This window comes from Pleurocapsa sp. PCC 7319, assembly GCF_000332195.1.
Lineage (GTDB): Bacteria > Cyanobacteriota > Cyanobacteriia > Cyanobacteriales > Xenococcaceae > Waterburya.
The window spans coordinates 3654175-3677358 of the sequence record NZ_KB235922.1; the positions used below are offsets into that span (position 1 = coordinate 3654175).

At 37.7% G+C, this 23184-nt stretch carries 26 protein-coding genes; 14 read left to right on the forward strand and 12 right to left on the reverse strand.

Translation table 11 applies throughout. The features are described 5' to 3' along the window. Positions 1-15: 15 nt before the first annotated feature. Complete coding sequence (locus PLEUR7319_RS0120595) at positions 16-801, reverse strand: RDD family protein (protein ID WP_019507121.1); 786 nt, start codon at positions 799-801, stop codon at positions 16-18. A 186-nt stretch (positions 802-987) separates the two neighbouring features. Between PLEUR7319_RS0120595 and PLEUR7319_RS0120600 the strand changes: the two genes are divergently transcribed. The 3 genes from PLEUR7319_RS0120600 to PLEUR7319_RS0120610 all read left to right on the forward strand — a co-directional run bounded on the left by PLEUR7319_RS0120600 (position 988) and on the right by PLEUR7319_RS0120610 (position 4431). After that, the gene (locus tag PLEUR7319_RS0120600) at positions 988-1596 is read left to right on the forward strand and encodes a DUF4129 domain-containing protein (protein WP_019507122.1); all 609 of its coding nucleotides are present in this window, start codon (positions 988-990) and stop codon (positions 1594-1596) included. A 32-nt stretch (positions 1597-1628) separates the two neighbouring features. After that, entirely contained in the window at positions 1629-2762 is a 1134-nt protein-coding gene (locus tag PLEUR7319_RS0120605) for a DUF4350 domain-containing protein (protein WP_019507123.1), read from the forward strand. 262 nt (positions 2763-3024) lie between these two features. Then, positions 3025-4431 (forward strand): hypothetical protein, encoded by a 1407-nt coding sequence (locus PLEUR7319_RS0120610; RefSeq protein WP_019507124.1) that lies wholly within the window; start codon positions 3025-3027, stop codon positions 4429-4431. A gap of 17 nt (positions 4432-4448) precedes the next feature. Here the strand turns inward: PLEUR7319_RS0120610 and PLEUR7319_RS0120615 are convergent, their stop codons facing one another. The 10 genes from PLEUR7319_RS0120615 to urtA all read right to left on the reverse strand — a co-directional run bounded on the left by PLEUR7319_RS0120615 (position 4449) and on the right by urtA (position 13455). Continuing rightward, positions 4449-4847 (reverse strand): hypothetical protein, encoded by a 399-nt coding sequence (locus tag PLEUR7319_RS0120615; protein ID WP_019507125.1) that lies wholly within the window; start codon positions 4845-4847, stop codon positions 4449-4451. Between the two features lie 189 nt (positions 4848-5036). Then, a complete protein-coding gene (gene dusB / locus PLEUR7319_RS0120620) occupies positions 5037-6104 on the reverse strand; it encodes a tRNA dihydrouridine synthase DusB (protein ID WP_019507126.1) in 1068 nt (355 codons plus the stop codon). 357 nt (positions 6105-6461) lie between these two features. Continuing rightward, positions 6462-7076: a transcriptional repressor LexA gene (lexA, locus tag PLEUR7319_RS0120625; RefSeq protein ID WP_019507127.1), complete on the reverse strand. Its 615-nt coding sequence runs from the start codon at positions 7074-7076 to the stop codon at positions 6462-6464. Positions 7077-7227: 151 nt separating this feature from the next. After that, entirely contained in the window at positions 7228-7929 is a 702-nt protein-coding gene (gene urtE / locus PLEUR7319_RS0120630; RefSeq protein WP_036800506.1) for an urea ABC transporter ATP-binding subunit UrtE, read from the reverse strand. A gap of 52 nt (positions 7930-7981) precedes the next feature. Continuing rightward, positions 7982-8347, reverse strand: coding sequence for a DUF5615 family PIN-like protein (locus PLEUR7319_RS0120635; RefSeq protein WP_019507129.1), 366 nt, complete (start codon positions 8345-8347; stop codon positions 7982-7984). Then, positions 8344-8574: a DUF433 domain-containing protein gene (locus tag PLEUR7319_RS0120640; protein WP_019507130.1), complete on the reverse strand. Its 231-nt coding sequence runs from the start codon at positions 8572-8574 to the stop codon at positions 8344-8346. Before PLEUR7319_RS0120640 ends, PLEUR7319_RS0120635 begins: the two co-directional genes overlap by 4 nt. Positions 8575-8626: 52 nt before the next feature. Beyond that, positions 8627-9373 (reverse strand): urea ABC transporter ATP-binding protein UrtD, encoded by a 747-nt coding sequence (urtD, locus tag PLEUR7319_RS0120645; RefSeq protein WP_019507131.1) that lies wholly within the window; start codon positions 9371-9373, stop codon positions 8627-8629. 60 nt (positions 9374-9433) lie between these two features. Further along, positions 9434-10603, reverse strand: a complete 1170-nt coding sequence (gene urtC, locus PLEUR7319_RS0120650) for an urea ABC transporter permease subunit UrtC (protein ID WP_019507132.1) — start codon at positions 10601-10603, stop codon at positions 9434-9436. Positions 10604-10635: 32 nt separating this feature from the next. After that, a complete protein-coding gene (locus PLEUR7319_RS0120655) occupies positions 10636-11796 on the reverse strand; it encodes a branched-chain amino acid ABC transporter permease (protein WP_019507133.1) in 1161 nt (386 codons plus the stop codon). Between the two features lie 330 nt (positions 11797-12126). Next, entirely contained in the window at positions 12127-13455 is a 1329-nt protein-coding gene (gene urtA, locus PLEUR7319_RS0120660; RefSeq protein WP_019507134.1) for an urea ABC transporter substrate-binding protein, read from the reverse strand. A 429-nt stretch (positions 13456-13884) separates the two neighbouring features. Between urtA and ureA the strand changes: the two genes are divergently transcribed. The 10 genes from ureA to PLEUR7319_RS0120710 all read left to right on the forward strand — a co-directional run bounded on the left by ureA (position 13885) and on the right by PLEUR7319_RS0120710 (position 20631). Further along, a complete protein-coding gene (gene ureA / locus PLEUR7319_RS0120665) occupies positions 13885-14187 on the forward strand; it encodes an urease subunit gamma (protein ID WP_019507135.1) in 303 nt (100 codons plus the stop codon). A gap of 28 nt (positions 14188-14215) precedes the next feature. Continuing rightward, positions 14216-14521 carry an urease subunit beta gene (gene ureB, locus PLEUR7319_RS0120670; protein WP_019507136.1) on the forward strand — a complete coding sequence of 102 codons (306 nt, stop codon included), beginning with the start codon at positions 14216-14218 and terminating at the stop codon, positions 14519-14521. A gap of 40 nt (positions 14522-14561) precedes the next feature. Continuing rightward, a complete protein-coding gene (ureG, locus tag PLEUR7319_RS0120675) occupies positions 14562-15194 on the forward strand; it encodes an urease accessory protein UreG (protein WP_019507137.1) in 633 nt (210 codons plus the stop codon). A gap of 50 nt (positions 15195-15244) precedes the next feature. Beyond that, a complete protein-coding gene (locus PLEUR7319_RS0120680; protein ID WP_019507138.1) occupies positions 15245-15466 on the forward strand; it encodes an AbrB/MazE/SpoVT family DNA-binding domain-containing protein in 222 nt (73 codons plus the stop codon). Beyond that, positions 15463-15855, forward strand: a complete 393-nt coding sequence (locus PLEUR7319_RS0120685) for a type II toxin-antitoxin system death-on-curing family toxin (RefSeq protein ID WP_019507139.1) — start codon at positions 15463-15465, stop codon at positions 15853-15855. The genes PLEUR7319_RS0120680 and PLEUR7319_RS0120685 overlap by 4 nt, the downstream gene beginning before the upstream one ends. 160 nt (positions 15856-16015) lie before the next feature. Further along, entirely contained in the window at positions 16016-16879 is an 864-nt protein-coding gene (locus PLEUR7319_RS0120690) for an urease accessory protein UreD (RefSeq protein WP_019507140.1), read from the forward strand. Between the two features lie 208 nt (positions 16880-17087). Next, positions 17088-18335, forward strand: a complete 1248-nt coding sequence (locus tag PLEUR7319_RS0120695; RefSeq protein ID WP_019507141.1) for an alpha/beta hydrolase — start codon at positions 17088-17090, stop codon at positions 18333-18335. Continuing rightward, positions 18322-18834 (forward strand): bifunctional 2-polyprenyl-6-hydroxyphenol methylase/3-demethylubiquinol 3-O-methyltransferase UbiG, encoded by a 513-nt coding sequence (locus tag PLEUR7319_RS36225; protein ID WP_019507142.1) that lies wholly within the window; start codon positions 18322-18324, stop codon positions 18832-18834. The genes PLEUR7319_RS0120695 and PLEUR7319_RS36225 overlap by 14 nt, the downstream gene beginning before the upstream one ends. After that, positions 18824-19837 (forward strand): aromatic ring-hydroxylating dioxygenase subunit alpha, encoded by a 1014-nt coding sequence (locus tag PLEUR7319_RS36230; protein WP_019507143.1) that lies wholly within the window; start codon positions 18824-18826, stop codon positions 19835-19837. Before PLEUR7319_RS36225 ends, PLEUR7319_RS36230 begins: the two co-directional genes overlap by 11 nt. 377 nt (positions 19838-20214) lie before the next feature. Beyond that, entirely contained in the window at positions 20215-20631 is a 417-nt protein-coding gene (locus PLEUR7319_RS0120710) for a hypothetical protein (protein ID WP_019507144.1), read from the forward strand. 61 nt (positions 20632-20692) lie between these two features. Here PLEUR7319_RS0120710 and PLEUR7319_RS0120715 read toward each other — a convergent pair whose 3' ends face one another. Then, complete coding sequence (locus PLEUR7319_RS0120715) at positions 20693-20965, reverse strand: hypothetical protein (protein ID WP_019507145.1); 273 nt, start codon at positions 20963-20965, stop codon at positions 20693-20695. 770 nt (positions 20966-21735) lie between these two features. Between PLEUR7319_RS0120715 and PLEUR7319_RS0120720 the strand changes: the two genes are divergently transcribed. Next, positions 21736-23106 carry a DNA cytosine methyltransferase gene (locus PLEUR7319_RS0120720; RefSeq protein ID WP_019507146.1) on the forward strand — a complete coding sequence of 457 codons (1371 nt, stop codon included), beginning with the start codon at positions 21736-21738 and terminating at the stop codon, positions 23104-23106. Positions 23107-23184: the final 78 nt, after the last annotated feature.

Consider the following 23184-nt stretch of genomic DNA (forward strand, 5'->3'; position numbering starts at 1 on the left):
TTCATTGTCCATTACTTAAGACTCTCTATGTTGTTGATAAGCTAAATATATCGCTTCTAAAAATTGACTATTACTATAGCCATCTGGAACTTCATCTAAAACAATAATTTCTTTGACTTGATCAGCGAGTTTGCGACTCAGTTTATGCTGATATTCCAACATAATGTTATTTCGTCTTTGCAGGAAATCGCGTATAGTAGCAAAGTCTTCTGGTAAGAGATTGCTTATTTCAGCTTCAATTCTCAATTGAATTGCTAAATCCTCAGCCTCAGGAGAAATCTTAAAATCAGCCGACTTGGTCGCCTGCTCATCTTGAATCACTATGGTTCCAGCTATTAAATCACCTACACGTTTTTCTTGTTGGGAAAATATAATGATGAATACACCAAGAAAAAGAAAATCATCTATGGGTCGTAATAATGCGCGCAAAATTGCTTGAGGTAATCTCTCTGGTTTGCCATTATCACGAATAACTCTGATTTTAGTCCATTTTTTTCCAGGTGTTTGTCCTTGCCAAAGAGTTTCTAAAATAACAAAATATCCCGCATAAATTGCAAAAGTAGTTATTGATTGAATTGCCCAAATCCATTGCACCACTCCGTTTATTTTGCCATCGGAAATAAACTCTGGAGCAAGCTGAAAAGCCAGAAAAATACTGATAATCCAGACAAGTAACAAAACCAAGCCGATAATAATATAATCAATTATCAAGGCAAAAGAACGATTTCCAATCCCTGCCAAAGTGAATTCTAGCTCAACGCTTTCTGGAGTTTGTAGGTTAATTCGATTAAAAAAACGCATACAAGAACAAGAGTTTTTATAAAAAAATCAATAATTAATATCGGATTCGAGTTTAGCTTTTTATTAGGTAATAGACTGTGATTTTATGCATAAAATCATCATAATGGACAATTGATCTGAAGCAATTGATAATATTGATAATTAGGAAGTTTTACCTATCATCAACTAGAAAATTAAACTTATACTATGTCCGCAGGATCTTTCCAGAAAGATGGTTTAGGGTGGCGCATTGACTTAATTAAACAGAGAGTAAGTGAATGGATCGAATATAAGACTTCTCAATTAGATCTTGAAAATGATTCTTGGGATCTAAGTTTTCTCAAATCTGAACTACTCTGGCAAGTAATAAAGTTTTGTCTCTGGTCGATTATTGCAGTCTTACTAGTGTGGATTACTTGGCAGATATGGTTGTTATTACGACCCTATTGGAAACGCTGGCAAAGAAAGGGCGATCGCTTTGCTCAAGAACAGATGTCTACTCCCATAGTTAAACTATCGGCAGCAGATTGGGTAGAGCGATCGCAAACCGCCAGAATCAATGGCAACTACCGTCAGGCAATTTTGTGCTTATATCAGGGAATGTTGCAATTACTAGATGAACGGGGTGTAATTCCCGCTCAATTAAGTCGTACCGATGAAGAGTATCGGCGATCGCTAAGTAAGCTGCAAGTCTCTCCAACCCAACCCTACGAATTATTATTGTCGATTCATCAAAGATTGTGTTTTAGTAGTGCAGAAGCCAGTCAATCTCTGTTCGAGCAATGTCAACAAGCCTATCGTCAGATTGAAGGTTAATTTCCCCTATTTAACTATAATCACTGACCAGTATGCAGAATCTTCGTCAACGTAAACTATGGCTCTTCGGGATCATTGCGATCGCTGTAATTGTAATTTTAATCTTGTTTGCTGCCCCCAATAGTAGCGGTCGTAAAGATGACAGTGGCTCAACTTATGGACGAAATCCTTATGGATATGGTGCATGGTATGAATATATGTCTAATAAGGAAATACCGATTAAGCGTTGGCGCAAACCTTTTGAGCAGTTCCTCGACCAGGATGTTCAAGATGTTACCTATATTCAAATTCGGAGTAAAACTGATTTTCAATTAAGCAGACTCATCGAGCATGACTTATCTTCATCTGAGTATGACTGGGTTAGCCAAGGCAATACGTTAGTAATTATTGGTGAACATCAACCTGCCACAGCAGCACCCTTTGAAAGTTTAATTTCTAATCGAGTTAGACCTCTATCAGATCAACAAATTAAAATCGAGACTACCCGTCGCCATCAATCCGACAACGAAACGCAAAAATTATTAGGCGATCAATATGGTGCCGTAGTCTGGGAAAAAACTATCGGCAAAGGAAAAGTAATTTATAGTGCAACTCCTTACCTTGCCGCCAATGCTTATCAAGATTTTCCAGATAACTATGAATTTCTGGCAGAATTAGTTAGCCAAAACAAAGCTATTTGGGTAGATGAATATATCCACGGCTACAAAGATAAAGAAACGATTGCGCAAGAGCAAGAGGAAAATGTTCTCAGTTATTTAGCTAAAACCCCTTTATTTTTGCTATTTATTCAAACAGTGATTATTGCTTTAATTGCCTCAATTTCGGCATTTCGTCGCTTTGGTAGCCCAAATATTCCTAAAACTGCGATCGTCGATAATAGTACGGCTTATATTGATGCTCTAGCTGGAGTACTAGAAAAAGCGGAAAGTACTGATTTTGTCGTGGATACTGTAGGTAAAGATGAGCAGCGTAAGCTACAAGCTTCTCTTGGTCTAGGAGCATCTCTAGTTGATGAAAATACACTACTCTCTGCCTGGCAAGTACAAAGGGAAGAATCATCAGCAGAATTGAGTAAATTATTGAAGATCAATAACACCAAGCAAAAAATTAGTGAGGCACAATTGATTGCCTGGATTCAAAAATGGCAAAAAATCATTGAAAGCTGACAACGATAAAAATTCTTAGACTCATTGAGAAAGGCTATTTTCAGCCAAGACGCTACGTTAACGCCAAACCTACCTTGTTACGAAATTAATCAGTTTTTATAAGAGTTTATACTTAAAAAATTCTCTTCAGAATGATAATCTAATCATAATTCCGATATTTTCAAATCCGATGGCATAGGCTTTAATAGTCTGCCATGACTTGTCTATTCCCCAAAAAAACCCTTTGGGTGTCTGCCCACGAGCTAAATTTTAAAATAAGAAAATGAATAAAAAAGCTGTTGTTATCGAGATCAATGAAGTTCCCTTAAGGATTCTCAATCATTATAAAAAACTAAAACCCAACTCAAGTATTGCTCATCTACTAAATCAATCTTTAGTTTTAAAAACTGAAGCTAAAGATGTAGAAGAGAGCTTTTTATATCCTTCTCAAACATGGGGGTCCTTGAATACTGGAGTTGCATACGATCAGCATAAAATTCATTGGTATAACGACCCCAAACCTGACGAATATCCACTGTACTGGAAAACTATTGCCAATAGTGGTATCAGTGTAGGCTTAATTAATACATTACATTCATCACCAGCAGATAGCTATATTGATAAAAGCAACTATAAGTTTGTGATTCCAGATTGTTTTGCCAGCAATAACATAACTAAACCAGAGATTTATCAAGATTTTCAATCATTAAACACTAGTGCAACTTCTGAAAACGGTCGCGAAACAACTATGAAATTTCCGCGCCAAAAAGCTGTTGCTACGTTAGTAAAATCTCCTGCATTGGGAATCAAATCAAAAACTCTACTAGATGCTGCTAGTCTGGTAGCTCGAATTAAAACAGGCAGAGTGAATAAAGAAAGACTAAGAAACTTGCAATTTACTTTGCTAGGCGATATTTTCTTTAAACAACTCAAAACAAAAGATGTTGATCTAGCAATCTTATTTACTAATCATATCGCCGCAAATATGCATCGCTATTGGTATGGTTTGTTCCCTGAAGATTATGGTCTCCAACTATACGATCAAAAATGGATGGATAAATATTCTTCAGAGATTCTAGTATCTTTAGAATTATTAGATAATTTTCTTCGTCGCTTAATCACTTATTGCGATCAACAGCAGCGATCGCTTATTTTAGTAAGTAGCATGGGACAAGCTGCAAATGAGAAATTAACAGAGACTCCAAAATATAGCTACAAGTTGGAAAATATTCAAAAGTTCTTAGACATACTCTGTCAAGGAAAACAGTATGACTATCAGATAGATGCAGCGATGATTCCCCAATATTCTTTGAAATTTACCTCTAGAACTGAAGCACAAGAGTGTTTTCAAGCGATTCAAGAGTCTCAACCCCATCTAGAAAATATTTGGCTGGAAATAGATATCAACGACCAGGTTATCACCCTATCAACTAATTTAAGCTCTCGTACCGATCAATTTTTAATTAAAGGTCAACGCTTTAGTCATAATGATTTAGGTTTTCGACAAGTTCTGATTGAAGATCATCATTCAGGTAGACACTGTCCAGAGGGAAGTTTAATTGTCTATAACAGCAAAACTAGTAGTACTACTCAGGATACAGTTGACTATCTTGAATATGCACCAGCGATGTTGAAGTTTTTTGGGTTGGATACTCCTAGCTATATGCTAGAGCCACAATTTACGGTCTAAAGATGATCTTACTGAGATCAAAATCTTTTCTCAATTTCCGTCAATCGTTGGTCAATATTTCTAACATCTTCTTTTAATTCAATAAGTAAAGTAGCCAAGCGATCATATGTAGGTTCGCTGCCTGCGATCGCTTGCTCTCGTATCCTAGTCGAATTGTTTCTATTAGCTGGAGGTTTTACTGTTGCAGAACGAGGAATATTGCTTCGATTACTAGAATTACTCAGACGACGAACTTCTTGTTCTACACGGCTGATTCGACCTCTTAAACTAGTAATTTCAGCATTAATACTAGAATTGGAGTGAGCTGATACAGGTGAGCTATTGGTAACTTGAACACCAATAAAAATTATAGTTACTAACAAGTAACCAAGACTAATTTTGATAATTAATGATTTCCACTTGAAAAATTGGTTCATGTCAATGACCGAATTTCTGGTTTAAATTTTTAGAATTAAATCAAAATTCTCAATCAAAAAGTTCAATTGTTATTCTGCTTGTTTGTATAGCATTACGTATTTAGGTTAGGACACTTTTGAAACTGATACTTGCTACTTGCTACTTGCTACTTGCTACTTGCTACTTACGAACCAGTAACTTTGCTTGTCCTAACATAACTTTGTACGGCTATATTTGGCGATCAGCTTCGCTGGTGAGCTTCGCTCAATCGCCTCATCTAATATGGCAGCTCCTTGTTCGACAGTTTCAATCTGGGATACTCGATCTCTGAACTCTGCTGCGTCAGGAAAACCTTTACAATACCAAGCTAAATGTTTTCGGGATTGATAGATGCCTTTCTGCCCTTTATATTCCCATAAGCCTAATAAGTGTTCTTTAGCACACTGGAGCTTTTCAACGGTGGAAGGTGAAGGTCTTCTGGCACCTGTCTTCAAGAAATGATCGATTTCCCCTACTAAAAAAGGATAGCCTAAAGTTCCCCGGGAACACATTACTCCATCAGCATTTGTCCTCTCTAGACACTCAGCGGCAGACTCGACAGAAAAAATATCACCATTGGCAATTACAGGTATTGAGAGAGCTTGTTTTACTTTAGCAATCCATTCCCATCTCGCAGTACCGTTATAACCCTGAGCGCGAGTACGGGCATGAAGAGTTAGCATCTGTGCTCCCTGAGCTTCCATCCTGCGGGCAAAATCAACAATATTTATTTCTCCATCATCCCAACCAATACGAGTCTTAACTGTCACAGGTACATCTACCGCATCGACGACAGTTTTGACGATTGCCTCGGCGATTTGTGGTTGGCGCAATAAAGAAGATCCACCACCCTTTTTAGTAATTTTGTTTACCGGACAACCCATGTTGATATCGATCGTATTTGCTCCTTCGACAACAGCTTTTTGAGCTGCTTCTACCATAAAGTCTGGGCGACAGTCAAATAGTTGAATACTGATCGGATCTTCATCAGACGCGATCGCCATAATTGCTGGTAATTCTGCTAAATGGTGAATTTCTTTGGCACTCACCATCTCGGTATACATCATCGATTGGGGGGCATATCGCCGTACTAATCGCCGAAATACTAAATCAGTAACTCCAGATAGAGGAGACTGTAAAACACGGCTGTTAACTACTACTGCTCCTATATTAAGTGGTGTACTCAACTTAGTTTTAAGTGCAGAAGACAAACTCAAGGGTGGAGAATCAAAAATCATTAATAATGTGAATTCGTAGTTTGAAGTTAAGATGTTTTAAGTAATCAAGTGATATATATAACCAAGCCAATTAGTTCTTTCCCATGTATCTAACGGAGATATCGTCTTATACCAATTCAATTAATGTTTACAACAGATAGTTTTCGGGGTAGGGGCGATTGGCCAATCGCCCTTACGAGATGTGTCGCATTCTTTTTTCAATTTGATATTATTTGTTTTTCTGGGAGATGTTGATCATCCGCTCCAGATTAACTCGTCAAAAAACACGAATAATTACTGATTTTTGAGAAGCTGAAGTTCTTAGTTTCAAGCCAAGTAAATATAACTCCTAACTCCGACTTCCGAACTAGCTTTAATTCAGTTGTTTGATGCTACAGAACGCCAGATACCAACTAAGATGCCTTGAATTTCTACGTTATCAGCTTCTACTTTAATCGATTCGTAATTCTGATTTGAAGGCTTGAGAGTAACTTGTTCCTGTTCTTGATAGAAGCGTTTTAAAGTTGTGCCGTGTCCAGAAACTCTAGCAGCGACAATATCACCATTTTTTACTTCTGCCGTAGATGAAAGCGATCGCATGATGGCATAATCTCCTTCATTAATCAGATCCTCAATCATGCTATCTCCTACTACCCGAAGCACATAGCAGTCGGATTGAGAAAATAAATCGGATAAGTCTAGTTTATTCTTCTCGTCGTTAAATGGTTCCACCAATCCTCCCGCAGCAATTTCACCTTCAATTGACAAGCCTTTTTCAGGTTGATGTAATATTCTAATGGTGCGCGCCTTGCCATCAATCCAATCGATATAGCCTTTACTGCGTAATCTTTCTAAGCGGCTTTGAACAGGGGCAGGCGATCGCAGGTTCATCGCTTTCATCATTTGTCTAATTGATGGTGCATGTTGAGTTGAGCGAATATACTCGATCAGCCAATCATACAGCTCTTTCTGGGCTGGAGTTAAACTTTCCATAACTTCTTTCTCGAATATTTGTGTGAGGATGAACCTTTTGCCAAATCAGCAAAAACTAACTATGTTCATTCAGAACATAGGTACTAAATATTAGAAGACATTAACCCCTAGGAAGTCAAGTTTTAAATATTCAATTTAAATGTTTATGAAGTTATACTGCCAAAAATTGTTGAATCACTTCTTGGCTTAATTCCTCAGTGTTGCCAGATGCTACAATACCGCCTTTCTGCATCGCGTAATATTTATCGGCCTGACGTACAAAATGTAGATGTTGTTCAACTAATAACACAGAAATACCTGTGGCTGCAATGATCCCTTTAACCGCCGCCTCGATTTCCAAAATGATTGAGGGTTGAATGCCTTCGGTGGGTTCATCTAAAACCAAGAGACGGGGTTTTCCCATCAAAGCACGGGCGATCGCCAACTGTTGTTGTTGTCCTCCACTCAGATCTCCTCCCATGCGGGATAGCATAGTTTTGAGCACAGGAAAGAGGTCAAATATTTCTTCAGGGATAGATTCATTCCCTTTTCTTCCTTGAGGTCGTGCTTCCAAACCCAAGAGAAGATTATCTTTAACCGAAACCCGAGGAATAATTTCTCGACCCTGGGGTACATAACCAATACCCAACTTTGCTCGACGATCTGGTGTTAACTTAGTTAAAGATTTATCGGCAAAAAATACATTGCCTGTGCGTGGAGGTAACAGCCCCATAATCGTTTTTAGCAAGGTAGTTTTACCGACACCATTACGCCCAATTAAACATACCATTTGCCCAGCAGGTACACTAAGGTCAACATTACGTAAAATATGACTTTCACCATAATATACGTTCAGGTTTGATACCCTGAGCATTAAATCCGTTGCTTGTGTCATTGTTTTTTTATTATTGATTCTTAATTAATTTCTAATTCAATGGCAAATTACGAACCCGATAACGATAATCTTCAACAATGATAATTGCGCCATTATTGAAATTTTCAGCACATTCAGAAATCACAGTGAACAATCTTGAACTAACAAAATTGGGAAGAGTAGTTTTTAATCTAAAAATAATTACATTGGGTAAATTATCTTTACTAGCTGCCAAAAGATCGGTAAAGTCTAAATCAAAAGTCAGAACAATTCTTGATTCTTGTTTGGCTTTTGCCAAGATTTCGCTATCTGGCATTCGGATTAATCCTACTTCGCTTAGATGAACAGCATCATATCCTTCTTCCTTCAGTTTTGTAACTGTTAGAGGAGAAACTCCCATATCGGCTAAAAACTTCATACTGGAATTTCAGTAAAAGGATGAATTTCTTCACTAGCTAAAAATGCTGCATAGTTTAAACAAGCTTGGATATCTTCTACTTCAAGATAAGGATAAGCTTCAATAATTTCTTGATTGTTCATGCCATTGGCAACTAAGCTTAAAACTAAAGATACGGTAATGCGCATTCCCCTAATACAAGCTCTTCCTCCCATGATTTGTGAATTAAATGTTATGCGATCAAACATCATATTTATTTCAATAAGCGATTATTTAATACTTTAATATTTACTTGATTTCTTATTCTGGTGTTTCTCCGAGATAGACTTCAATTACTCTAGGATCGTTTTGTACTTTGTCCATAGTTCCTTCACAAAGTAAAGCTCCCTGATGTAAGACAGTTACTTTGTCGTTGGCAATTTGGCGGACAAATTCCATATCATGCTCGATCGCGATAATAGAATGACTTTCAGCCAGAGAAAGTAATAATGCCCCGACGTTTTCCGTTTCTTCGTCTGTTAGTCCTGCTGCTGGTTCGTCTACTAATAGTAAGTCTGGTGACTGTGCTACTAACATCCCAATTTCTAACCGTTGTTTTTCGCCATGAGATAGTAAATTTGCCAAGAGGTTAGCTTTTGTATCTAAGCCAATAGTTTCTAATAATCCCGCAACTGTTCTTTTTTCTCCTGAATTGGAACGACCAAACAAGGTGGGCAAAACGTTTTTATTTTGGTTGCAAACTAAATCTAAATTTTCTCTGACAGTCAAATTTAAATAAACTCTAGGAGTTTGAAATTTGCGTCCAATTCCCATTCTGGCTATTTTATATTCGGGTAACTTTTTAAGATTTTGACCTTTGAATAATACTCTTCCCTTAGTTGGCTGAACTTTGCCAGTAATTACATCTAAAAAAGTGGTTTTTCCTGCACCATTAGGACCAATAATGACTCTCAGCTCTCCCGAATCCATACTAAAATTTAGGTTGTTTAGAGCCTTAAAACCATCAAAGCTAACCGTTAAATCTTCAATCTCTAAGATCTTACTCATTACTCATTACTCATTAGTTATTTCCTATTTACTTATGGGCGAACAGCCGTTCGCCCCTACTTATTGTCCCGATATTTGATCTCTTTCATGCTGTACTTCGGGATTTTCTGCCAAGCTAGGATAAGTAACTAAGGGCTGGCTAAGTCCCAAGAGCGATCGCAATTTACCCCAGCCATAATCTTGCCACCAGCCAACAATACCGTCAGGTAATACTGTCACCACAATTAGGAATAATGCCCCCTGGAAGAATAACCAAATTTCAGGAAAACTTTCGCTTAAAAATGTTTGAGCTAATCTAACTAACATCGTGCCAATAATTGCACCAATTAAAGTCCCTCTACCACCTACAGCCACCCAAATTACCATCTCAATTGAAAAGGCTACTTGCATAATGCTGGGAGTAATAATGCCCGTTTGGACAGTGTATAAGGCTCCTGCTATTCCTGCGATCGCTCCTGAAATGGCAAACACCAAAACCTTATATCCCGTCGGGTTATAACCAGAAAATCTGACTCTAGTTTCGTCATCTCGAATTGCTTTGAGTAATCTACCAAAACGTCCACTAGTAAGCCAACGGCATAAAAGATAAATTAGGACTAGCAATATAACAGTAATTATATAAAAACTACGTTGTACATTTGCCGAACTGACTACCAAATCAAAGATTTTTTCACTATCGGTTTTCAAACCGTTAGTACCATTAATAATTTTTTGCTGACCGTTAAAAAAGTTATAAAAAACCAGTAGCGCCGCTTGAGTTAAAATGGAAAAATAAACCCCTTTAATACGGTTACGAAATACTAGATAGCCAATTAATCCAGCTACCATTCCAGGAATAACAATTAAAGCTAAGATCGTAATGGGAAAAGAGTAAAAAGGTTGCCATACCCAAGGTAATTCTTTTACACCATACAAAGTAAAAAAGTCTGGGATCTGTCCTTTTGGGATTTGTAATTTTAAGTGCATTGCCAGAGCATAGCCTCCCAAAGCAAAAAAGATGCCGTGACCCAAGCTTAATAAACCTGTATATCCCCAAATGAGATCGATACCCAAAGCTACTATTGCCAAGGATAAAAATCGACCAATTAGACGCAATCTGAAAGCAGGCAAAATACTAGGTAAAATAATCGCCAGAATAACTATCGAAGCAACAATAATACTGAGTTCAATTAACTTCTTCCTACGCTGATTTTGCTTCCTTTGAATTCCCGTTTCAAGTTCCAAACTCATTATTAATTATTAAGTGTTTATTATTCATTGATTTAAAGTTCTGCCGTTCTTCCTTTTTGGGGAAATAAACCTGCGGGCTTAATTTGTAAGAAAGTAATAATTAAGGCAAATACCATTACTTTTGCCATACTACTGGTAGCAAAAAATAAGAAGAAATCAATTAAAGATTGAGAAGCCTTAATTGAAGTCAAAAATAAAGCCAAGGTCCCCGAACCAACCAAATAATTAATAATTCCAATGCCCATAGCTGCCAGGATTGTCCCCAGAAGATTGCCCACGCCACCGACTACCACTACCATAAAGGTATCAACAATGTAGTTTTGTCCTGTATTTGGACCCACTGAACCAAGCAAACTAACGGCACAGCCAGCGACTCCCGCTAAACCTGAACCCAAAGCAAAAGTTAAGGCATCAACTTTATCTGTGGGAATGCCCAAACATGAACTCATAGTACGGTTTTGAGTTACTGCACGTATTTTTAAACCCCAAGTAGAACGTTGTAAAAACCAATAAACTCCTATCAAACAAATTATCGTCAAGCCGATAATGAACAAACGTACATAAGGCATCTGAAATCCTAGTGCGTCTGTACCGCCTCGTAACCAGGCAGGGGCTGTAACATCAACATTTCTCGCACTAAACCAAGCTTTGGTTAAAGCCGAATTTTTACCTAGCAAAGAATAAAAAGCGATCGCAATTCCCACAGACAAAACTAGCAGTAAAGCGATCGCTCCATTCTTGATTCTTGACCAATCAGCTCGACGCTTGACCAATTTCATCCCCCCAAAAAACAAAAGGCAGAAAACGCCGATAGACATAAACAAGAGCCAATTAACACTACGCACAAATTGCCGCAAAATCAGGCTTACTCCCCAAGTTGCCAGCAAGGTTTCTAAGGGTCTACCGTAGAGGAAGCGAATTGCCCCCCTTTCGAGGATCAATCCCATAATTGCCGAGACAATAAAAGCAACGGGAATTGCCACGATAATATATAAGCTAAACCAAGGTTCTCCCAGGGGTTTAAAAATATTTTGTACAACGAAAGTGGCATAGGCACCTAGCATCATCAATTCGCCATGAGCTAAATTAATTACTCCCATTAATCCAAAGACAATGGCTAACCCTAAAGCTGCAATTAATAATACCGAACCGATACTAAGACCGTTAAATAAACCTTCTATTAATGTAGACACATTATTTATTTTGATACTTTAAAAAAACGCTTGATGTGAATTAATAATGCATAATTTTGAACTATTTTGTTAGTAATTCATCATTCAAAACCATATTTATCTCTGGGGGAACTTTCCCCCAGGCCCCCAGTTGGGGAAGTGACGGCTTCCCCAAACCCCTTCGTAACTAAAGTTGAGTTCAGATATCTGCTTTACTCGTTAATTTTTACTTGAGATAACGAGTTTAATTCACATGAAACTTAAAAAATAAACTAGCTAATAGCTAAGGGCTGATGGCTAATAGCTATTAACAGTTTGCTTTCCCAATCTCAACTTTAAATTAGCAAGACTTTAAGCCTCTTTGTACTTTCCGCCTTTATTAGGATCGGTCCAGTCACAACCGAAGCCTTTAGTTTCTTTCACGTATTGATTCCAAGGAATAGGCTTTAAAGATCCTTCGGTAGACCAGACAATATCAAATAGTCCATCATCTCTTACTTGTCCGAGACGTACAGTCTGGGAAATATGATGATTAGGCTGCATTTCTACTTTGCCTTGAGGCGCATCGAATGATTGTCCCACTGCTGCTGCTCTAACGGGCTCTAAATCTGTAGTACCAGCTTGTTCAACTGCTTGTTTCCACAGATAAACCATAATATATGCTGATTCCATCGGATCGTTAGTTACCCGATCTTCGCCATATTTAGCTTTGAAATCTGAGACAAACTTGTTATTGACAGGAGTTTCTACAGTTTGATAGTAGTTCCAAGAAGCATAATGCCCTTTGAGGTATTCTGGTCCAATTTGTCTTACTTCTTCTTCAGCCACACTTACAGACATTACAGGATACTTATCGGGACCTAAGCCTGCACCTTGCATCTGTTTGAAGAATGCGACATTACTATCTCCATTGAGACTATTAAAGATTACACCACCATTAGGCAATGCTGCTTTGATTTTGGCAATAATCGGAGTTACTTCAGTATCGCCAAGGGGTAAATAGTCTTCACCAGCAGTTGTTCCACCCTTAGCTGCTAATTGCTCTTTAATAATCGTATTAGCAGTACGAGGAAATACATAATCTGAACCAACTAAGAAAAACTCTTTGCCTTTGTTTTCTAGTAGCCAATCTACTGCGGGCTCAATCTGTTGGTTGGGTGTTGCACCTGTATAGAATACGTTGTTGGAGCATTCCTGTCCCTCGTATTGCACGGGATACCACAACATATGTTTTTTCTCTTCAAATACGGGCAATACTGCTTTTCGACTGGCAGAAGTCCAACAACCAAAAACCGTAACTACCTTATCTTGATCGATTAATTTAGCTGCTTTTTCGGCAAAGGTGGGCCAATCCGATGCACCATCTTCCTTAACAGGAATAATTTGCTTACCTAAAACCCCTCCCGCAGCATTAATTTCATCGATCGCGAGCATTTCTGCATCGACTACAGTGGTTTCACTAATCGCCATCGTCCCGCTTAAGGAGTGTAATATACCGACTTTAATTCCATCTCCACTGGCAGCAGCACAGGGATTAGCAGCAGCACAAGGGTCTGCTCCAGCACAGGGATCGGCAGCAGTATCGCCTCCTCCTCCATCAGCACATCCCTTCAATAGTAAGCTAGCTAAGATTCCTGTAGAACTATAAAGTAAAAATTTACGTCTTCCTAATTGTGACATGAGCTTAATATTTATTATTTTCTCTAATTGACCTTGATTACCTATGTTTTAGAGATAATGGTTAGTCTAGAATTACTTTTGATTGTTCAAAGTATTTCGTATGAGAAGGAATTGTACTCTCTAATACAAAATAAAAAAAGAAATATTCTATACAAAAAAAACACACGACTTGTATATATCTCATTAAAAAGATGCAAAAAGCGTATTGAATATTCTATTTAAGCTAATTAATTAAAAAATCTTAAGATTTATAGTCATAAAGTAATACAAAGTACTTTGTTAAGAAAAAAAGAGGCTTATGTATCATAATTCAGAAGATAGACGCAAAATAATAGAAAATTTAAGATATTAATCTTAGAAAATTCTGCCACTTAATAGCTACTAATTTAGGATATTAAACCAACTCTTTCAATTGTAAAGCCAAATTTTATGCAGTTATCACCCCAAGAACAAGACAAATTAACTATTTTTACCGTAGGGTTGCTTGCCGAACGACGTAAAAATAAGGGCTTAAAACTGAATTATCCGGAAGCGATCGCCTATATTTCGGCAGCTATTTTGGAAGGTGCCAGGGAAGGAAGATCTGTCGCCGAGTTGATGAGCTATGGCACAACTATACTTAGCCGAGACGAGGTGATGGAGGGGATTCCGGAAATGATTCATGAAGTTCAGGTAGAAGCCACCTTCCCCGACGGAACAAAGTTAGTTACAGTCCATAACCCAATTCAGTAATCAGTAATCAGTAATCAGTAATCAAATAATGATTCCAGGAGAAATAATTACCCAATCAGGGACAATTGAATTAAATCAAGATCGGGAGACTTTAGAAATAGAGGTTGCTAATACAGGCGATCGCCCTATCCAAGTCGGTTCTCATTTTCATTTCTATGAGGTGAATTCTGCACTTCAATTTGACCGTGAGGCTACCAAAGGAATGCGACTTAATATTCCTGCTGGTACCGCCGTTCGATTCGAGCCAGGGGATGAGAAAATTGTCAACTTAGTTGCGATCGCCGGCAGCAGAGAAATTTATGGTTTTAATGGCTTAGTTGAAGGAAAAGTCTGAAAGGATAAAAGATGAGGAATTTTACCAGGATTAATAGTAAATGAGTAAATCTGTTGCGAGGTTGGGAATAGGAGGTCCAGTAGGCAGCGGTAAAACCGCTCTGTTGGAGTGTTTAGTACCAATGCTAACTCGTCAGAATATTGAAGTAGCGGTAGTCACCAACGATCTTCTAACGACTGAAGATGCGGATCGCCTCAAGCGAAAAGGATTTTTACCTGAGTCGAAAATTATCGGTGTCGAAACAGGTAGCTGCCCCCACACAGCTATTCGTGAAGATCCGACCATGAATTTACTAGCTGTAAAAGATCTGGAGTTGCTTTACCCTCAATTAGATTTAATTTTTATTGAAAGTGGTGGCGATAACTTAGCTTCTACTTTTAGTTATGATTTGGTTGACTCTTATATCTTTGTGATCGATGTTGGTGCCGGGGATGATATACCCCGTAAAAATGGTCCAGGTTTTGTCCAGGCTGATTTGGTTGTGATCAATAAAATAGATCTTGCTCCCTATGTCGGTGCCGACTTAGATTTGATCCGTCAACAAGCACCAGAACACCGACGAGGAAAACCTATTTTCTATACCAACTGTAAAACGGGAAATGGTTTGGAACGGGTGAGGGATTTTATTTTGGAAACGGTTTTATTCCGCGAAATCGTAGGTAATACTAATTAGTTTTTGGAAAATTTGCTAATATAGTAGATACATTCGTAACTACCAAAATCGTGAAACTCAAAATTCGTAAAATTGGCAACTCACTAGGTGCAAGCATACCTAAAGAACTTCTCGAAAAATTGATGGTACGAGAAGGGGACTCTTTATATGTCACAGAAACACCTGAAGGAATTTTACTCTCTCCTTACGATCCAGAATTTGCCGAAGTTATGGAAGCAGCAAAAGATGTAAGTTCTCGCTATAAAAATGCTCTGAAAAAATTAGCGGAATGAGCAACATCAGGTTTTTGACTGTTAAACAAGTTAAAGCAATTCATCAACAGCAAATATTAAATTTTGGTGGTTCTCCAGGAATACTAGATGAAAGCAAGTTAGAAAGTGCCGTGTTCAGAGCGCAAAATTTGGCTAACTACAATCCAGAAGCTACTATTTACGATCTTGCAGCAACTATTGGTTGGGGAATAGCTAACAATCACAGTTTTGTTGATGGTAATAAGCGCACCGCATTCGTCGTCATGGCAGTTTTCCTGCAAATTAATGGAATCTTGCTAACTGCTTCTGAAGTTGATGTAGTTCATATTATGCTTGCTGTAGCTTCTAATCAAATGTCACAGGAGCAATTAAGTGATTGGCTGAATGAGTTTTCAGTAGCTAGATTTTAAACCAGAGCTAGATTTTAAACCAGCAACTAATTCTCGTTAAGCGATCGCAATTAGTCATTTTTTATCAAAATCAAAATTTTTACATAACAGACGGCGAGCAAGAAGATTTGTTCAATTTCCTTGTTCAAGTTTTGTCCTGTACTGAGATAATATCTAATTGATGGTACAAAATATTGAAAAAGTCAAATATCAAAATAACCTGGAATTGATAGTCGGTTCTAATCAAGCTTGCCAAACGATTTGCGATCATCAGTACACTTCTTTTCCTCTGCGTTTATCTCCCATATTTCGTTTAGAAGGAATTAGTTCTGAGCGAGCCTATCTATATTTAATTAATACTTCTCCTGGCTTACTCGCTGGAGATGAGTTAAATATTTCTCTGCAACTAGCGGCAAACAGCCAGTTATATCTCACAGATCAGGCTGCGACTAAAGTGCATCCCATGCCAGAAATTAACAGTAAAGCCAGTGTTAACTCTCAAATCATAGTTAATGCAAATGCTAGTTTAGAGCTTGTTCCTGAACCAATTATTCTTTATAGTGAATCAGCTTTAGAGCAAAATACGACAATTAATTTGGATTCTACAGCTAGATTGTTTTTAACTGAAATAATTCTCCCAGGTAGATTAGCCAAGCAAGAATATTATGATTTTGACTATTATTTTAACCGTTTGCAAGTGACAGACTTAAAAGGCACATTGTTGTTTACTGATGCAATGCGTTTAATGGGAAAAGAGAATCCGTTCAAAAATAATAAGCTGTTTGCACCTTTACCCATTATGGGAAGTGCGATCGCTGTACTACCAAATATTGATCTGAATCTTCTGACTACACACATCGAGAATATAGAATTAGCCAATTGTCCCAATATAGAAGTGGCAACAACGATTCTACCTAGTGGTAATGGTGTTCTAATTCGGGCTTTAGCTAACAAGACTACTGAACTTAAAAAATATTTTAGGTACGCCCTTAACTGTATACGTGCAATAACTAATCAATCTTCTTTACCCCATATTCCCAAGTAATATCAAATTTGGTTGATTAACTGTATTTGATTATTCGCTTCACTGCGTAAGTCCTAGTATTGAAAAGTTTTAATTATCGGTAATGTTGAGCTTAAGTTATCTGCTTAACTTTTCATCTTTCCTGGCTCAAATTATCCAATGGTTGCAAATTATGGGTAGGCAATAATTTTTGAAGTCTAATCGATCAATTGCCTAATTTGATAACAGTATGAAAACTACACAGACAGCGATCGCCCAACGTAGCCAGCAAAAATTGTACTTTGACCATCAAGACATGGACTACTATTTTGCCTGGATTTTAGGTCGTCATATTTACGATGGTAGCAAGGCAGAGGAATATTTTAATGTCGCCTCACGGATCGTTGATGGCGATGCAGAAAGCTGGCAGCAAGAGTGGCTTAAACTAGCTCAAGAAATAGAGAAACTAGGTTCGCAAGCTTTAAATCGAGGCGATCTCATCAATGGACGGAAGTTATACTTGCGGGCTTGTACTTATTATCGAGCGCCCTTATTTATCATGAATCCGCCAAATTCCGCTTTTTCAACCAACTGGAAAAATATGAAATTCTGTTTCCAAACGGCGGCTTCCTTATTTGAGCCACCCATTGAGAGTATACAAGTTCCCTTTCATGACAAACATTTACCTGGCTATTTCTGGAAAGTTGGCGATCGGAAACAAAAACGTCCTACTCTCATTGTTATAGGTGGACTAGAGACCTTTGCTGAAGATTGTTATTTTATGACTGGCTTAACTGGTACTAAGCGTGGCTATAACGTCATGACAGTCGATTTGCCCGGTCAAGGAGTTAATCCTGAGAGCGGAATGTTTTTAGGAGCGAGAATGGGAAATTCGGTAAAAGCTGTAGTGGACTATGCTTTGACCCGTCCTGAAGTAAACCCTGACAATTTAGCGGTTTATGGTTTTAGTTGGGGGGGACACATCGCTTTCCAGGGTGTTCAAGACGATCCTCGAATCAAGGCATTAATTGCCAACCCCGCCATGCCCGATGTATTTCGTGCTGCCTTAGCACAGCAGGGAAATCATGGCATCGGAGACCCAATTAGCAACAGTGTTTTTAAGCAGATCGCCTGGCGCATGGGTTTGAAAATTAATTTTAACCCCAAGGATATTTGTCGACGTGTAGTTAAAGCTGGTGAATATTTCTTGTTTGGTAAAGTTAAACTAAGTAAAATTCAATGCCCAACTCTTTGTCTGGCGGGGGAAGGGGAAGCTCAAATCACTCTTGATATTGCCCGCGAGTGCTATGAACAACTACCAAACCCGTTAAACAAGCTAGTCATTTTCACTCAAAAAGAGGGCGGAGAAGTCCATTGTCAGATCGATAATCCAGCTTTACCTAATCAGGTAATGTTTGACTGGCTCGATGAGGTATTTTCTTCCAAGAGCAGACAGAATATTCAGATATATCCAGATATAGATTATGAATTGGTTTGAACAAACTGACTTCTGGTATCGATTTTACGATTGGATGTTCCCGACGGATTCATTTGAGCAAGCAGAAGCACAAATTGACAATATTAAAAATTTATTGGGACGAACTTCAGGCAAAGTTCTCGATCTATGCTGTGGTCCAGGAAGATATAGTATTCCCCTGAAAAAATCAGGATTTGAAGTTACAGGAGTCGATCTGCAACCTTTTCTCCTAGGAAAAGCCCAAGAATATGCATCTCGACAAAATGCAACTATCGAGTTTGTTGAAGATGATATGCGGAATTTTAAGCGTGTCCAGGCTTTTGACATCATTCTCAATATGTATTCTTCCTTTGGTTATTTCAGCAACTTGGAGGAAGATCGGAGAGTGCTGGATAATGCCTATTTTTCTCTAAAATCTGGTGGACAGATTCTGCTTGATTTAAGGGGAAAAGAAGTTCATGCCATGAGATTTACTTGTCTTTTCAAAAACTTAGGTAAATGGTGCAATTATGATTCCTAACTATTGGTATGCCATCATCGAAGCGAATAAAGTCAAGCAAAAACCAGTCAGCATCAGCCGGATGGGCGAAGATTTAGTTCTTTGGCGCAATGCTCAAGGTAACGTAATTTGCATGATTGATCGCTGTCCTCATCGGGGTGCTGCTCTCAGTTTGGGTAGAGTCAAGAATAACTGTATTGAGTGTCCTTATCATGGATTTCAATATGATACCAAGGGGCAATGTACCCTAATGCCCTGTAAAGGAAAGAAGGCTCGAATTCCTCCGGGTTTTGAGGTAAAAGTTTTTCCTGTCCGCGAAACTCAAGGCTTTATCTGGATTTGGTGGGGTGAAGAGCGATTGGACGTAGCCTACCGCCCTGAAGAGCGATCGCCTTTACCCGAACCACCTAGATTTAAGCAACTTGATACCAATTTGGCACATACCGCAGAAGCATCTCAGGTATGGAATGTTAATTACGCCCGGATTATGGAGAATAACTTGGACATTCATCATCTTCCTTTCGTACATCGCTCTGTTACTCCTGGTGTAGGTACTCGGATCGATCCTTATCACGTCGAAACAGAGGGTGATTTAATTACTACTTGGGGACAATTACGCCAGGATGATGGCAAATCTGCTGAAGAATCGCCTGGATGGTTTTTTAGAATCACCGTAATTTTTCCCCAATTGTCTTTGATTGAATTATCACCAAAGGTACGTCTTCTGGTTATAGTTACACCCATTGATGAAAATAACTCCTGGGTTGCAATTCGTTACTATCAGGATTATGTAAAAATACCGTTACTCGGTCGATTGCTAGCCTGGCTGATTCTGATGGTTGAGTTTAAAATATTTCAAGAACGACAGGATTTACCAGTACTGCGATCGCTAAAACCCAAGCAAGCTGACCTCAAATCAAATAAATTTGTTGCTGCCGATGCTGGTAGCGCACAATACTTGAAACGACATGAATATTTGCTCAAGGTGAGTTCGAAGTTGGGAATTCGGAGTTCGGAATTATAGTCATTTCAATTAACAACAAAGAAAAATAAGTTATCCCTCTTTTGTCACTCTCCGAAAACTTTTGTGATTTCTAAATTCTGTAACCCTTGTCTACTAAATGATTGCTGAGTTATTTCTGAGTATAAATTTAATCGGGCGCTCAAATGACGAAAATGTAACTACAAACGGCTCAACGAATTGATATTGTTGCTTTTGAAATTTTTTTATTAATAGGAAATCTCGGAGAGTGACAGAAGAGGGATATAGTCATTCTAAATAATTTCCGTATGATTTAACGATGTCATCCAAGGAAGTACCAGGAGCGGAATAAATACGTCTTTTTTTGAGGATGCCCTAAAGGATTAGCTTCGCGTCGCAAAGTCTTGTTCGATTTTAGAATGACTATACTATTAAAATATTTATCTGGTTACAGATGTTTACTAATTTTAGATAATGCCGAATCTATTTTAGAAACTGCCAAATCCCAGAAAGATAGTTATAGTTGTCAGAGTCATCCAGATTATGGACAACTGTTTAAATTAATTGGTGCCACAAAACATCAAAGTTGTTTATTGCTGACCTCGCGAGAGAAGCCTCAAGAAATTTCAAGTCTTGAAAGAGAATATCTACAGGTACGCTGTCTACAACTAGAAACTTTACAATATATAACACTATGGGATGTTGCGACAGGTCAATTTCTTAAAATTATTAGACCTCAAAGACTTTACGAAGAGATGAATATTACTGGAGTGACGGGTTTAACCTCTGCACAACAAGAAACCTTGAAAATATTAGGAGCGGTTAATTCTTTTTAGTTTCGTAAAGAGTAATATTTTGTGAATATAACTAATTCACAAGACTACAATTTTATGTTGATTACTGATTACTGATTACTGTTAAAAACACTATGCTTAAAATACTTATAATCATTAAGATATTGATGATTGTCAAACTCAACTTTAAAGATCCTACAACATTATAAACACTTTCAATCATTGGTTGTATATCTTGCAAATCCTCTTCAAATTTATACATATCTTTTTTGATATTTATTATATCTTTTTTGAGAAGTTTTGTTGTTTCTGAGAGTTCGATCAATTTATTGATGATTACTTTTTCATATTCTTCTTCGAAATCATTATTGCTCATCTTAATTAGAGTATTGCGTTTATAATTTGATATCTATAAAATTATAAATTATGATTTATAGTATTTTTTATTTCAAGGTAAACACGAATGAATTGAAACTTAGTAGTTATTATAGCAGATCAACTTAAATGTAAAACCCTTAAAATTGCTATTCTGAAAATACTCAAGGATGTTATCAACTTTTAAATAATATCTCTAAAATTTTAGATTTAAGATAAAATCAATCTTGATGTAATTCAGTTCTAATATCAAATACTTCTGTCGAAAAAGAATTATATAAACAACCTAAGAAACAGTTTTTTGTAACCAAGTTGTCAATCAATACTAAATAAATAGGGGATAATATTCAAGGATATTAGACCATAGAGAAATAATTTAAGTCAATTATGAAATTGGTCATAGAAACCTAAAGACAATTTCGATAATAAGAAAAAATAATACTTGGAAAACTTAGTATTTATTAGACATATACTACTTGATTTATTAAAGCAGGATAAAAAATCAAAGGGTAGTATTAAAAATTGCCAAAATCGGGCAAACTAGATAATAACTACCTCCAAAAAATATGGAAAAATTAAGTACCTGTAATCAAAATTAAATAACGAATGGAACAGAAAATAACTTTTCTTTAATCCCTGTATCTTATATTTTTCCTGCTAGTGGTTAACTTGGATCATATTTTCTGAGTGATCTCTCTAAGAGAGATGACGGAGCCAATCGCCAGTCAATCAGACTAAAATCTTAGATCGAGCTCCCAGTAGAGGTATTTCATGGTTACGAGTAATCAAAGACCAATAGCTGTAGATTTATTCGCTGGTGCAGGAGGAATGACACTAGGTTTTGAGCAAGCAGGTTTTGATGTCTTGGCAGCGGTAGAACTAGACCCGATTCATGCTAGTGTTCATGAGTATAATTTCCCTTTTTGGACAACTATTTGTAAAAGTGTCACCGAAACTACTGGGAGAGAAATTAGGGAATTATCGGCAATCGGCGATCGCGATATCGACGTGGTTTTTGGGGGTCCTCCTTGTCAGGGTTTTTCTCTGATGGGAAAACGTAATTTAGATGATGAACGAAATACTTTGATCTGGCATTTTTTGCGTCTGGTTCTGGATTTGCAACCCAAATTTTTCGTGATGGAGAATGTGCGGGGCATTACCATTGGTCGCCAAAAAAAGTTTTTGCAAACCATAATTGAAGAGTTTAAAAACCATAACTACCAGGTCAAAGAAGAATATCAAGTTTTAAATGCTGCCAACTATGGTGTTCCTCAAAATCGTCACAGATTATTTTTAATTGGTTGCCGCTCTGAATTTATCCTACCCAACTATCCTCAACCTCTCAGTCAACCTCCTGGTCGTAAGGATATTCAAGCTGTTAATTCCTCACGGACATATCAAGTGGGCAAAGCTTCTTCGCCCGTCTTGTTCTCTTCAGACAAAACTCGGAAACATCATTCATCTAAAAATAATTTACCCTTTACTCCCACAGTCAAAGACGCGATTGGAGATATTCCTGAGGTAAATAATTATCCTGAATTAGAGTATCAAGATTGGGTAGTAGCTAATTATGGTCAACCAAGTGAGTATGCAAAAAGACTACGTAATTTAACTTTCGATCAAGATGATTATTCTTATAAGCGAGAACATGACCCAAAATTATTAACTTGTAGTCGACGCACTAAACATAGTCAACAAACTGTCACCAGATTTGCTGCTACCATTCCCGGTCAAAGCGATCGCATTAGTCATTTTTATCGTCTCGATTTAAACGGTCTGTGTAGCACTCTTAGGGCGGGAACAGCTAGTAATCGTGGTGCTTTCACCTCCCCTCGCCCGATTCATCCCATCACTCCCCGCTGTATTACAGTCAGAGAGGCGGCAAGATTACATTCATATCCTGATTGGTTTCGGTTTCATACAACCAAGTGGCATGGTTTTCGCCAAATTGGGAATTCTGTTCCTCCATTATTAGCCAAGGCAATAGCCCAACAAATTATTCAAGCTTTGAATATTATTCCCACAAAACCACTCCAGCAATATCATTTAGCTCAGACAGAGTTATTGCACTTCAAAATGTCCCAAGCTGAAGCATATCACCATTTAGAGACTAGAGCGATCGCCAGAAGACAAAGAAAATAATCTAGTCTCTCTAGCACATTACATTCCAATTGTAGTGATCTCAATCAGTTTTTCATATGTCGTGAAATCACCGCAATT